The organism is Mesorhizobium sp. M0217 (assembly GCF_040321955.1).
In the GTDB taxonomy this organism is placed as follows: Bacteria; Pseudomonadota; Alphaproteobacteria; order Rhizobiales; family Rhizobiaceae; genus Mesorhizobium.
Window position 1 is genome coordinate 128,809 of sequence record NZ_JAMYSN010000011.1, and the last position, 12,637, is coordinate 141,445.

At 64.2% G+C, this 12,637-nt stretch carries 12 protein-coding genes, 1 tRNA gene and 1 pseudogene; 11 read left to right on the forward strand and 3 right to left on the reverse strand.

Going from position 1 to position 12,637, the window contains the following annotated elements; translation table 11 throughout:
• Positions 1–32: 32 nt before the first annotated feature.
• A tRNA-Ser gene (locus tag NKJ18_RS18830) sits at positions 33–122 on the reverse strand.
• Positions 123–491: 369 nt separating this feature from the next.
• On the opposite strand from NKJ18_RS18830, the gene NKJ18_RS18835 reads away from it, so the two are divergent.
• From NKJ18_RS18835 to NKJ18_RS18845, 3 genes are all read left to right on the forward strand, one after another.
• Entirely contained in the window at positions 492–1,199 is a 708-nt protein-coding gene (locus NKJ18_RS18835) for a 50S ribosomal protein L21 (RefSeq protein ID WP_023693165.1), read from the forward strand.
• Between the two features lie 99 nt (positions 1,200–1,298).
• Entirely contained in the window at positions 1,299–1,568 is a 270-nt protein-coding gene (rpmA, locus tag NKJ18_RS18840; RefSeq protein ID WP_015315190.1) for a 50S ribosomal protein L27, read from the forward strand.
• 132 nt (positions 1,569–1,700) lie between these two features.
• Positions 1,701–2,288, forward strand: coding sequence for a GNAT family N-acetyltransferase (locus NKJ18_RS18845; RefSeq protein WP_023688901.1), 588 nt, complete (start codon positions 1,701–1,703; stop codon positions 2,286–2,288).
• A gap of 193 nt (positions 2,289–2,481) precedes the next feature.
• Here NKJ18_RS18845 and NKJ18_RS18850 read toward each other — a convergent pair whose 3' ends face one another.
• The gene (locus NKJ18_RS18850) at positions 2,482–3,345 is read right to left on the reverse strand and encodes an endonuclease/exonuclease/phosphatase family protein (RefSeq protein ID WP_023700238.1); all 864 of its coding nucleotides are present in this window, start codon (positions 3,343–3,345) and stop codon (positions 2,482–2,484) included.
• Positions 3,346–3,512: 167 nt separating this feature from the next.
• Between NKJ18_RS18850 and obgE the strand changes: the two are divergent.
• From obgE to NKJ18_RS18875, 5 genes and pseudogenes are all read left to right on the forward strand, one after another.
• Positions 3,513–4,532 (forward strand): annotated as a pseudogene (obgE, locus tag NKJ18_RS18855) (GTPase ObgE); the annotation flags it as partial.
• Between the two features lie 15 nt (positions 4,533–4,547).
• Positions 4,548–5,726, forward strand: a complete 1,179-nt coding sequence (gene proB, locus NKJ18_RS18860; protein ID WP_023744952.1) for a glutamate 5-kinase — start codon at positions 4,548–4,550, stop codon at positions 5,724–5,726.
• Between the two features lie 3 nt (positions 5,727–5,729).
• Positions 5,730–7,016, forward strand: coding sequence for a glutamate-5-semialdehyde dehydrogenase (locus NKJ18_RS18865; protein ID WP_023818238.1), 1,287 nt, complete (start codon positions 5,730–5,732; stop codon positions 7,014–7,016).
• A 163-nt stretch (positions 7,017–7,179) separates the two neighbouring features.
• Positions 7,180–7,767: a nicotinate-nucleotide adenylyltransferase gene (locus NKJ18_RS18870; RefSeq protein WP_023693161.1), complete on the forward strand. Its 588-nt coding sequence runs from the start codon at positions 7,180–7,182 to the stop codon at positions 7,765–7,767.
• A 74-nt stretch (positions 7,768–7,841) separates the two neighbouring features.
• On the forward strand, positions 7,842–9,122 hold the full coding sequence (locus NKJ18_RS18875; RefSeq protein ID WP_023818237.1) for an MFS transporter: 1,281 nt from the start codon (positions 7,842–7,844) through the stop codon (positions 9,120–9,122).
• 15 nt (positions 9,123–9,137) lie between these two features.
• On the opposite strand, the gene NKJ18_RS18880 is transcribed toward NKJ18_RS18875, so the two are convergent.
• A complete protein-coding gene (locus NKJ18_RS18880) occupies positions 9,138–9,992 on the reverse strand; it encodes a mechanosensitive ion channel family protein (protein ID WP_023736854.1) in 855 nt (284 codons plus the stop codon).
• A gap of 241 nt (positions 9,993–10,233) precedes the next feature.
• Between NKJ18_RS18880 and rsfS the strand changes: the two genes are divergently transcribed.
• The 3 genes from rsfS to NKJ18_RS18895 all read left to right on the forward strand — a co-directional run bounded on the left by rsfS (position 10,234) and on the right by NKJ18_RS18895 (position 12,637).
• Positions 10,234–10,611 (forward strand): ribosome silencing factor, encoded by a 378-nt coding sequence (gene rsfS, locus NKJ18_RS18885; RefSeq protein ID WP_023668698.1) that lies wholly within the window; start codon positions 10,234–10,236, stop codon positions 10,609–10,611.
• 62 nt (positions 10,612–10,673) lie between these two features.
• Positions 10,674–11,156, forward strand: a complete 483-nt coding sequence (gene rlmH, locus NKJ18_RS18890; protein ID WP_023684125.1) for a 23S rRNA (pseudouridine(1915)-N(3))-methyltransferase RlmH — start codon at positions 10,674–10,676, stop codon at positions 11,154–11,156.
• Between the two features lie 122 nt (positions 11,157–11,278).
• The gene (locus NKJ18_RS18895) at positions 11,279–12,637 is read left to right on the forward strand and encodes a murein hydrolase activator EnvC family protein (RefSeq protein WP_352759195.1); all 1,359 of its coding nucleotides are present in this window, start codon (positions 11,279–11,281) and stop codon (positions 12,635–12,637) included.

Sequence of the window (12,637 nt, forward strand, 5' to 3'; positions counted from 1 at the left end):
GGCCTGCCACCCGAAGCCCGCAGGGCGTAGGGTGGCGGAGAGGGAGGGATTCGAACCCCCGATGGGCTTGCACCCATGCCGCATTTCGAGTGCGGTGCATTCGACCACTCTGCCACCTCTCCGCGGTCATGGTCGGCCGTTGCCGGCGCGGCGCACTAGATAACGGCTGGGCGGGCAGGTTACAAGGCCAAATCCGCGGGGGAATTCAGCTTCCTGTGCGGGCTCTGTCTGGAGGGCTGCGTTGCGGCCACGTCGGCAGATGGGGCCAACCGGTCCTCGACCGGAGAGATCGGGGGCGGCAAGGAGGCGGCGTGGCCAAGGATTCCGCCCGTTTGCCTTGACTCGTACCGAACCTTCGGTTAGGGGAAGCGCGCAATCGGCGTGGAGGGTTCTTCCACGCCGCTTGTTTTTCGAACCCGCAGACTGACAAAAAGACGGCCGAACCGCGTGACGCGGCTCATCGAGGCCGACCGAACAGCGAAAGGCAAAAAATGTTCGCAGTCATTAAAACGGGCGGTAAGCAGTATCGCGTTGCCGCCAACGATCTCCTCAAGATCGAGAAGCTCGAAGCCAATGTCGGCGATATCGTCGAAATCGGCAGCGTCCTCGCCCATGGCGAAGGCGAAAATGTCACCTTCGGCGCCCCGTTCGTCGATGGCGCTCTGGTCACGGCGGAAGTCGTCGAGCAGGGCAAGAACCGCACCGTCATCGCTTTCAAGAAGCGTCGCCGGCAGAATTCGCGCCGCAAGATCGGCCACCGCCAGCTTCTGACCACCGTGCGGATCGCCGAGATCCTGCTGGGTGGCGCCAAGCCTTCCAAGAAGGCCTCAGCCAAGGTGGAAGCCAAGGAAGTCAAGGCTGACGTAGCGCCCGAGGCGAAGGCCGAGGCCGCGCCGAAGGAAGCCAAGGCGAAGAAGGAAGCCAAAGCCGAGGCTGCTCCGAAGGATGAAGCCAAGACGGAGACCGCCGTCGCCGCGCCGCTGTTCAAGGCGCCGAAGGGCGAGCCGGACGATTTGGCCGTGATCAAGGGCATCGGCCCGGTTGCCGCCGGCCAGCTGCACGAGCAGGGCATCACCACCTTCGCCCAGCTTGCCAAGCTGTCGGACAAGGACGTGGCCAAGATCGACGCGCACATGCCCTTCAGCACCGACCAGATCAACGACTGGCGCGAGCAGGCCAAGGAACTGGCGAAGAAGTAAAACGAACCGGCGACAAGGTCGCCGGATCGGACTTGAAACGGAACGCGAACGCGTTCATAAGACCATTCAAGCGCCCCAGGGCGCATCGGAGTTAGTTAGATGGCACACAAGAAAGCTGGCGGCTCGTCGCGCAACGGTCGCGACTCGCATTCCAAGCGTCTGGGCGTGAAGAAGTTCGGCGGCGAAGCCGTCATCCCGGGCAACATCATCATCCGTCAACGCGGCACCACCTGGCATCCCGGCGTCAATGTCGGCATGGGCACGGACCACACCCTTTTTGCGCTCGAGACCGGCGCAGTCACCTTCAACAAAAAAGCCAACGGCCGAACCTACGTATCGGTCAACCCGATTACCAAAGCCGCGGAGTAGCCGGTTCCGCACTATAAAACCGGCGCCCATCTCGGGAACCGGTGTCTGGCCAAACCAGTGAATGGAGCCAGGAAAAGGATCAGGGGAGATGGGTTTTCCATCTCCCCTTTTTTCTTGCCTGGAGGACGTCGAATGGTTGCCGAAGCGGAAGACACCGAAGACGAAAGTTACGCGATAGATTGCCCGGTGCTGGCCACGGAGCGGCTGGTGATGCGCGCTCCCTGCGAAGCCGATATCGCGCAACTGGTCGAGCTTGCCGACAACCGTCACGTCGCCGAGATGCTGGCCCGCATGCCGCACCCCTATGGTGAGGCCGAGGCACGCGCCTTCCTGGCTATGACGAGATCGCGCCGGGCCGGCATCGCCTATGCCCTGACGCTCGCCGGCACCGACATTTTCGTCGGCTGCGCCGGCCTCAACATGACCGATCGCGGGCTGGAGCTCGGCTACTGGATCGGCGAGCCCTACTGGAAGCGCGGCTATGCGACGGAGGCCGCGCACGCGTTGGTCGACCTCGCCTTCCAACGGACGTCGATCCAGGTGCTGCAGGCTTCGACGCGGGTGATCAATCCGGCTTCGCGCCGGGTCATCCACAAATGCGGCTTCCAGTATGCCGGCCAGGGCATGCTGAACTCGATCGTCGCCGGCCAGGTGCCGGTCGAGCGGTACCGGCTGGACAGAAAGACCTGGATCAGTCTTCGAAACTGGGTGCATTTCTAGGTGTTTTGATATTCAGGTGAGGCCGGCCTGCAAACGCGGGTTTTATGCGCTTCCGGTGCACGTACTTAAGTACACTCCGCTCCGGTTCTCGAAAACCAGTGTTTTCGGCTCGGCCTGACCTGAATCTCAACACACCTAGGCGCGTGCCTCCAAACGACAGGTTTGGCAACGTTGGTTGTGGATCGGGCTCAACTCAGCCCATCTCGACCCAAATCGGGAGATGGTCCGAGCCGACCGCTTCACGGTCGACCCACAGGCGCTTCAGCGATCCGGCGAGCGAGGCCGAGGTGAAGATGTAGTCTATGCGCTTGTGGCGGCTTGTGTCTTCGGGTCGCGTGGGATCGACCCAGGTGACGACGTCTGGTGTGTTCAGGCGCTGGGCGACGTCGACGGCGAGATCGGCGGTCAGCGGCATACCGAATTCATGGTCCGGGCGGCCGACGAGTTCGACATATTCGGGCGAGCCGGGCAGCATGTTGAAGTCGCCCATCACGATGAAGGCTTCGGGATAGGGCAGGTCCGGCAGGCCGATCTCGGGAATGCCGGAGAGACCGCCGCCCTCGAAGGCATAGTTCAACAGGCGCTGGCGCAGGAACCGGATCTGGCTGGCGCGCTCAACCGGACTGCGATGGTCAAGATGCGTGGAATAGAAGCGGATGAAGCCGAGCGGGGTCTCGACCAGCGCCTCGAGTGCGCCGCGCTGGAAGTTCATCGCCTCAAGGCTGCGGCTGCGCGGCAAAAGCAGATTGCGCGACAGATGGATCGGCGTCTTCGACAGCACCATGTTGCCGAGCTGGAAAGTGGTGGTGATGGCGCGGCCGGCCTCCAGGCGCGAGCCGACATTGACCTCGAAATTGCTGCCGTAGGCGGCAAAATATTCGGGCAGCGCCTCACCGATCTCGGCGACCATGTCGCGGTTGCCGTTCCTCGGATTGTTGCGGGTCACTTCCTGCAGCGCGATCACGTCGGCGCCGCGAACCGCCTCGGTGATGCGGCCGAGATCGTAGCGGCCATCCAGACCGATACCGTACTGGATGTTGTAGCTCACAACCTTCATTCCCGCGCCCCTCAAGCTCCGTCCGCGAACACTGCTACCGCGTCCCCGACAAAAGGGCATCCGGCGCTTTAGTCGCAAAACGGCCTCGCCCTTGGCCGCGCCTTGGTTTAGAGCAAGGCGCAAGATCTAGAGCAAAGCCGCAAGGCCAACAGAAACTGCGTAGTCCAATGAAATTTCTCGATCAAGCCAAGGTTTATATCCGCTCCGGCGACGGTGGCGCCGGCTCTGTGTCGTTCCGGCGCGAAAAATTCATCGAGTTCGGCGGCCCGGATGGCGGCGACGGCGGCCGCGGCGGCGATGTCTGGCTGGAAGCGGTCAACGGTCTCAACACGCTGATCGACTATCGCTATCAGCAGCATTTCAAGGCCAAGACTGGTGTCCACGGCATGGGCCGCAACATGACCGGCGCCAAGGGCGCCGATGTGACGCTCAAGGTGCCGGCCGGAACCCAGGTGTTTGCCGAGGACAATGAGACGCTGATCTGCGACCTGACCGTGGTCGGCCAGCGCTTCCTGCTGGCCAAGGGCGGCAATGGCGGTTTCGGCAACCAGCATTTCAAGACCTCGACCAACCAGGCGCCTCGCCGCGCCAATCCCGGCCAGCCCGGCGAAGAGATGAATGTCTGGCTGCGGCTGAAGCTGATTGCCGACGCCGGCCTGGTCGGGCTGCCAAATGCCGGCAAGTCGACTTTTCTGGCAACCGTCACCGCGGCCAAGCCAAAGATCGCCGACTACCCCTTCACCACGCTGCATCCAGGTCTCGGCGTTGCCCGCATCGATGCGCGCGAATTCGTCATCGCCGACATTCCGGGCCTCATCGAGGGCGCGCATGAGGGTGTCGGCATCGGCGACCGGTTCCTCGGCCATGTCGAGCGCACGCGTGTGCTTTTGCACCTGGTCTCGGCGCAGGAGGAAAATCCTGGAAAGGCCTACAAGACCGTGCGCGCCGAGCTGGATGCCTATGGCAATGGGCTGATCGAGAAGGTCGAGATCGTGGCGCTGAGCCAGGTCGATATCCTCGACGCCGATGAGCGCAAGAAGAAGGTTGCGTCGCTCAAACGCGCTGCCGGCCGCGCGCCGATGCTGCTGTCGGCGGCCACCGGCGAGGGCGTCGAAGCGGTGCTGCGGGCGCTGATGGCGGTTGTCGGCGAAGCGCGCGACAGGGCTGCCGCTCCCGTCGAGACCCGGCTGGGACCAATAGCGATGACGGCTCAATCGCTGACAAAATACCGGCGCATCACAGTCAAGATCGGTTCGGCCTTGCTGGTCGACCGCACCAGCGGCCTGAAGCGCGACTGGCTTGCCTCGCTTGCCGAGGATATTGCGGTGCTCGCCAATGGCGGCGCCGAGATCCTGGTCGTATCGTCCGGCGCCATTGCGCTCGGCCGCACCATTCTCGGTCTCGGCAAACGGGCGCTGAAGCTGGAAGAAAGCCAGGCGGCTGCGGCCGTCGGCCAGATCGCGCTGGCCGGCGCGTGGTCGGATGCGCTGGGCAAGGGTTCGCTGAAATCGGGCCAGATCCTGCTGACGCTGGGCGACACCGAAGAGCGCCGCCGCTATCTGAATGCCCGCGCGACGATCTCGACGCTGCTCAAGATGAAGGCGGTGCCGGTCATCAATGAGAACGACACGGTGGCGACCTCCGAAATCCGCTATGGCGACAATGACCGGCTGGCGGCCCGGGTGGCGACGATGATGGGCGCCGACCTGCTTGTGCTGCTCTCCGACATTGACGGGCTCTATACGGCGCCGCCGGCGCGCGATCCCGATGCAAAATTCATTCCGGTGGTCGACCGCATCACGCCCGATATCGAGGCTATGGCCGGGGCGGCCGCATCCGAACTGTCGCGCGGCGGCATGCGCACCAAGCTCGATGCCGGCAAGATCGCCACCGCCGCCGGCACCGCCATGATCATCACCTCGGGCACCAGGCTGTCGCCACTGATGGCGATCGAACGTGGCGAGCGCGCCACCTTCTTCAGGCCGAGCGCCAATCCGGTGAAAGGCTACAAGACCTGGATCGCCGGCCAGCTCGAACCGGCCGGGCGGCTCACCGTCGACGCCGGCGCCATCGGTGCGCTGCTGTCCGGCAAATCTTTGCTGCCGGCCGGCGTCAGGCTGGTCAGCGGCAATTTCTCGCGCGGCGACACGGTGGCCATCCTGTCGCCGGAAGGGCGCGAGATCGCGCGCGGGCTTGTTGCCTACGATGCCGCCGATGCCGTAAGGATCGCAGGCCTGAAGACCGCCGAGATCGAAACCGTGCTCGGCTACGAGGCGCGCTCGGCGATGATCCACAGGGACGATCTGGTGGTGAGCGATCCGGGTGACCAGATACGGCCTGCCGGCCAGCTATGGGCCGGGGGCGAGGTAAGCGGAGGATGAGACATGCTGAAGTTGCATGAACAATCCGGGGATGACACCGTCGCGCTGATGGCTGATATCGGCCGCCGCGCCCGCGCGGCCGCCCGACCGTTGGCGATTGCGACCGCCGCCGCCAAGGATGCCGCACTTCTCGCCATGGCCGACGCGATCATCGCGCGCCAGCAGCAGATTCTCGATGCCAACGCCATCGATGTCTCTAACGGACACGAATCGGGCTTGTCCGGCTCCTTCATGGACCGGTTGAAGCTCGATCCGGCGGGCACCCGTGCCATGGCGGATGGCATCCGTGAAATCGCCGAGCTCAGGGACCCGGTCGGCGATGTGATTGCCGCCTGGGATCGCCCCAACGGCCTGCAGATCGAGCGCGTGCGCACGCCGCTCGGCGTTGTCGGCGTCATTTATGAAAGCCGGCCGAATGTGACGGCGGATGCCGGCGCGCTCTGCCTCAAGGCCGGCAATCCGGTGATCCTGCGCGGCGGCTCGGATTCGCTCAATTCGTCCGCCGCCATTCATGCCTGCCTGGTCGAGGGGCTGAAGGCCGCCGGCCTGCCGGAAGACGCCATTCAGCTGGTGCCGACCACCGACCGCGCCGCCGTCGGCGAGATGCTGAAAGGGCTTGGCGGCAATCTCGACGTCATCATTCCGCGGGGCGGCAAGAGCCTGGTCGGGCGCGTCCAGAGCGAGGCGCGGGTGCCGGTCTTTGCCCATCTTGAAGGCATCTGCCATCTCTACATCGACCGCTCGGCCGATCTCGACATGGCGGTCAGGATCGCCGTCAACGCCAAGATGCGGCGCACCGGTGTCTGTGGCGCTGCAGAGACTTTGCTGGTCGACCGCGCGGTGGCCTCCACACATCTGGTGCCGATCCTCGACGCGCTACGCGCCGCCGGCTGCGAGATCCATGCCGATCAGGAAGTGATGAAGCTGTTCTTCGACGCCAAGCCGGCGACCGATGCCGACTGGATGACCGAATATCTCGACGCCATCATCGCGGTAAAGCTGGTCGACGGGATTGCCGGCGCCATCGACCATATCGAGACGTTCTCCTCACACCACACAGAGGCGATCATCGCCGAGGATGCAAAGGCTGTGCAGCGCTTCTTCAGCGAGATCGACTCGGCGATTCTCCTGCACAATGCCTCCACCCAGTTCGCCGATGGCGGCGAGTTCGGCATGGGCGCCGAGATCGGCATCGCCACCGGCAAGATGCACGCGCGCGGACCGGTTGGTGTCGAGCAGCTGACCTCGTTCAAATACCGCGTGCGCGGGTCGGGACAGGTGAGGCCTTGAGCGCTGGCCTTACCCTCCCCCTTGTGGGGAGGGTGGCGAGCGCAGCGAGCCGGGTGGGGGTACGACGCTGAATTCTGCAATCCCCCCACCCCGCTCCGCTTCGCGGATCGACCCTCCCCACAAGGGGGAGGGTGGGGCGCCTCTTTCCTCGCACTACCTCCGCATGCCGCATGCCGAAAAGGGCCTTGCCGTCGGCCTGTTCGGCGGCTCGTTCAACCCGCCGCATGCCGGTCATGCGCTGGTGGCGGAAATCGCGCTCAGGCGGCTGGCGCTCGACCAGCTATGGTGGATAGTGACGCCTGGCAATCCGCTGAAGAGCACCAGGGAATTGGCGCCGCTGAGCGACCGGCTGCTCCAGTCGGAGCAGGTCGCCAAGAACCCGAAGATCAAGGTCACCGCCTTCGAGGCGGCGCATCATATTCGCTTCACCGCCGACACGCTGGCGCTGGTCAAGGCACGCAATCCCGGCGTCGACTTCGTCTGGATCATGGGCGCCGACTCACTTCGCGATTTCCACCGTTGGCAGCGCTGGCGCCAGATCGTCATGACCTTCCCCATCGCGGTCATCGACCGCCCGGGCGCGACGCTGTCCTTCCTGTCCTCGGTCGTGGCCAAGACGTTCGACTATGCCCGCGTCGACGAGGGTGATGCGCCCCGGCTCGCGCGCATGAAGGCGCCGGCCTGGACCTTCATCCACGGCCCACGCTCGTCGCTGTCATCGAGTGCTATTCGCCAGCAAGCCAAGGGGTAACTCCGTAAGACCAGATCGCCGATGTCGCTTTTACGGCGGCCTTTCGCGATTGGCTGGGCGATGCTGCGCTGGATATGGCCACTTCAGTGAACCAGACCGACATCGACCCCAATCATGGCGCCCCGCCGGCGCCCGTGATCGCCATTGCCAGCGTAATCGTGTCGATGGCGCTGATCGCGGTCGGCAACGGGTTGATGTTCGCCTATATCCCGGTCCGGCTTGGCGTCGAGCGCTTCGATCCGACCTGGGCCGGGCTGATCATCACCGGCCTGTCGGCCGGCGGGCTTGCCGGCTGTATCCTGACCGGGCCGCTGGTGCGCCGCGTCGGGCACGCCCGCGCCTTCATGGTGCTGTCGGCGCTGATAGCGCTGTCGAATGCTGCCATTGGCGCCGGCACCTACCCGCTGCTGTGGATCGCGGCACGCGCGCTTTACGGTTTTGCAATATGCGGCCTGTTCATCGTCGCCCAGAGCTGGCTCAACGATGCCGTCGCAAACGCCATTCGCGGCCGGGTGATGGCGGTGTTTTACGTCGCCTATGTCGCCGGACTTGGCGTCGGCTATGCCCTGCTGGCGGCGGTCGACATCGCGACGGCGCAGGCGCCGCTGATCGGCATTGCCTTCACCGCAGTGTCGATCCTGCCGGTCGGCATGACGCGGTTGGCTCAACCGCCGCCACCTCGCGCAGCCTCCGTGGCGCTTGGCCGCGCCTGGCGGATCTCGCCGGTCGGCGTGGCCGGCATGCTGGCCGTCGGCGGTCTGTCGATGGCGATCGCCGGGTTCGCACCGATCCATGCCACGGCCAAAGGCTATAGCCAGGCCGATGTGGCGCTGCTTTTGTCGGCGATGCCCGTCGGCACGCTGATCCTGCAGATACCGCTCGGCTGGATTTCCGACCGTACCGATCGCCGTTACGTGCTGGCCGGCGCTGCGGCACTGGCCATCGTCGCCGGTATTCTGGCCATCGGCTTCGACGGCGGCGCGCTGATGGTGCTCGTGGTGATCTACATCGTCTGGGACGGCGCCTCGGAATCGATCTATTCGCTGGCCAGCGCGCATGCCGCCGACCGCGCCGGCAAGGACGACATGGTGGCGCTGTCGAGTTCGTTGCTGTTTGCCTGGTCGCTGTCGGGGTTCATCGTGCCGGGTATCGTGACGGCCCTGTCGGCTGTCTATGGCACGCAGGCCTTCATTTATGTGGCCATCGTCATCGCCACTGTCTTCTGCCTGTTCGTGCTGTGGCGAGTGGCCACCACGCGCGCCGTCCCCGCTACGGAGACCAGCAGTTTCGCGCCGATGTCGGCGCAGGCGCCGCTGCCGGTGGAGCTCGCCTACGCCCCGGAAGATAAGCGCTGAACGGTTTCACAGCTCCTACTGCCTGGTAGCGGCAGTTTCCTGTCGAGCCTCCGGCGGAGGTGCGGGAACCGAAATGGCTTCGGCGTCGAACGCCTGCTTGACGCGTTTGGTGAGATCGATCTGGGTGGCGAAGAAATCCGCCGCCGTGGTCCAGTAGCGCAAGGTGATGGCGACGCTGGCATCGCCCACCGTGGCGACGAAGGCGATCGGCGCCGGCTCTCGCTTGACGCGGCGCTCGCCGCCGGCAACGCCCAGCATGGTTTTCTGCGCCAGGTCGATGTCGTTCCAGGAGCCGATGCTCAGCGTGATGTCTCCGCGGCGCACACCGTTGCGAGTAAAATTGCGCACCGGCTGGTTCCACAGCGTCGAATTGGGCGCCAGCACATAGACGCCGTCTGTCGTGCGGAGCTTGGTGGCGAACAGGCCGATTTCCTCGACGGTGCCGGAAATGGCGCCGACCTCGACATATTCGCCGATGCGGAATGGCCTGAGCGCCAGAAGCATGATGCCTGCGGCGATGTTCTGCAGCGTGCCTTGCAGCGCCAGGCCGATTGCCAGCCCGATGGCGCCGATGGCGGCGATGATCGAGGCCGTCTGAACGCCGAACTGGCCGAGCACCATGATGACCACCAGGATCAGGATGGCGTAGCGCACGATCTTCGAGAAGAAATGGCGCAGCGTCGCGTCGAAACCATGGATATGGCCGAGGCCGGCTGAGATCGATCGTTCTGCGAGCCCGGCGACGAGATAGCCGACGACCAGCAGGATGATGGCGCCGATGGCGGAGAAGGAATAGGAAACGATCAGTGTGCTGAGTTGCGCAAGGCCAGCCTGCACGGTGAGCAGCGTGTTCTGGGGGTCGATTGGCATCAGGAAAATCCGTTTGGGGGGTGTGTCGATAACCCCTGCCGCGGCCATGGGTTCCGATTTTTCTCAAGGCTCCGGAACCGGAAGTCGTGCACTGCGTTCGCGGTGGCAGGGCCTCCCGTCTTGAAACTGCAAGGGAACTCTGCCTATCTATAGGGTGTCACCTGATTTCGTGGGTGATTTGGTTGTTCTTGCTGCGAAAGGAAATACACTGAGAACAGCATTGCGGAAGAAGGCTGACGTCATGCCTTCGCCGGCCAGGATCAGCGTAGATGACGCCGTGTCCCGTGCCATCAAGACAGTCCTTGCCAGTCTGGAAGACTCCAAGGCCGAAAATATTGTCTCAATCGACATTCAGCGGAAATCGAGCCTCGGCGACTATATGGTCATCGCGTCGGGCCGGTCGCACCGTCATGTCTCGGCTGTCGCCGACCACCTGCTCAAGGCGCTCAAGGATGCCGGTCTCGGCACGGCGCGCGTCGAGGGGCTGTCCGGCGCCGACTGGGTCCTGATCGATTCAGGCGACATCATCGTCCATGTCTTCCGCCCAGAAGTCCGCGAATTCTACAATCTTGAAAAGATGTGGCAGGCGCCGGACCTTGAGGAAGAGACCTTGCACTGAGCTCCGTCTCATGTCGTAACCATCCGGGGTGCGACATGGATTGAAAGCTCGCCGAGGCAGGGATGAAGATAGCAGTTCATGCCGTGGGCCGGATGAAGGCCGGCCCCGAGAGAGAACTCGCCGACCGCTATTTCGAGCGTTTCGCCAAGAGCGGCCCGGCGATCGGGTTCGAATTCTCTGGTGTCGCCGAGATCGCCGAGGGACGAGCCCAGAACGCCAATGAGCGCCGCCGCGAGGAAGGCCAGAAGCTGCAGGCACAGCTGCAGCCGGGCACGGCGCTGTTCCTGCTCGACGAACGCGGCAAAAACCTGTCCTCAGACGATTTCGCCAGCCGTATCGGCCAGCTGCGCGATGGCGGACGCAAGGCGTTGGTCATCGCCATTGGCGGCGCCGACGGGCACGACCAGTCGATTCGCGATCAGGCTGAGCTGATAGTCTCGTTCGGCGCGGCGACCTGGCCGCACCAACTGGTGCGCGTCATGCTGGGCGAGCAGCTCTATCGGGCGGCAACGATTCTTTCGGGACATCCCTACCACCGTTCGTAAATCAGTGGGTCGAGGATCAATCGTCCGGATTTCCGCCCCAATGCGCGGCTGTTTTGTGCTAGGCTTCGGTTCGATCATGGTTGATGGTTCGTTAACGAAGCCACGCATAGAGTCGGGCTTCAATGGCTGACAACGGGAAATCACGAACGGGCTTCCGGCACGCGCGCTGCGGCATCGCTGCAGCAGTGGTTTTGCTGTCGCTCGGGCTTGCGCGGGCCGAAAATACGCTGGACGTGGCGCCCGACCCCGATCTGAGCCGTGCCGAATATGAGAAGGTGTCGGCCGAGATCACGCTGTCGTCCGAACGGCTGGCCAAGCTCGCCGCCGACATTGCTTCGGTCAAGAAGGACCATGCCTCGATCACCGCGGCGCTTATCCAGTCGGCGATGACCGAGCAGAAGCTCGGCCAGGACATCGAGGATATCGGCGCCAGGCTCGAAGGACTGAAGGGCGAGGAACAGAAGATCCGTGTCTCGCTGGCGGCGCGGCGCGACGTGCTGGCCGAGGTGCTGGGGGCGCTGCAGCGCATGGGGCTCAATCCGCCGCCGGCGATCCTGGTCAAGCCGGAAGACGCACTGTCGTCGGTGCGCAGCGCCATCCTGCTCGGCGCAGTGGTGCCGGAACTGCGCCAGCAGACCGACAAATTGCTGGCCGACCTCAGGGAACAGACCCGGGTGACGGCCGCGATCGCGGCCGAGCGGACGCGGCTGACAGCGGCGGTCGGCGAGCAGACGGCGGAAAAGAAACGCCTCTCCATGCTGCTCGAAGCCAAGCAGAAGCTCGAGGCGGACACCTGGACGGCGATGGCCGCTGAAAAGCAGCGGTCCCAGGCGCTTGCGGCCAAGGCCGGCAGCCTGAAAGAGCTGATCGCTTCGCTTGAAGCCGACAAGAGCCGCAAGGCGGCGGATGCCGTCAAGGCAGGCGAACAGAAAGCGGCCGACAGCGATAAGCCGGACGCCGATAACGCCGATGCAGGCACAACCGCGTCGACGGAGCTGGCTTCGCTGCCCGTGCCGGAAGGCAACCGCCTCACCGCCGCCGCGCCGTTTTCGGCACTTCAGGGACAAGTCTCGCTGCCGGTCACCGGCAAGATCAAGCTGCGTTTCGGGGCCGATGACGGTAACGGCGCGGTGATGCTTGGCGACATGGTTGCGACACAATCGGGAGCCATCGTCACGGCACCGGCGGACGGAAATGTGCTTTATGCGGGGCCTTTTCGCTCCTATGGTCAACTCTTGATCCTCAATGCGGGAGACGGCTATCATGTCGTCCTGGCGGGGATGAGCAGAATCAGCGTCGCGTCTGGCCAGTCGGTGCTCGCAGGAGAGCCGGTCGGCGCGATGGGAGAGGCCCGGGTGGCAAGCACCTCGGCCTCGAAGAATGGAAATGCCACGCCGGAACTCTATGTCGAGTTCCGCAAGGATGGAAAACCCGTCGATCCGACCCCATGGTGGGCGGACCGCTTCTCTGGAAGGACGTGA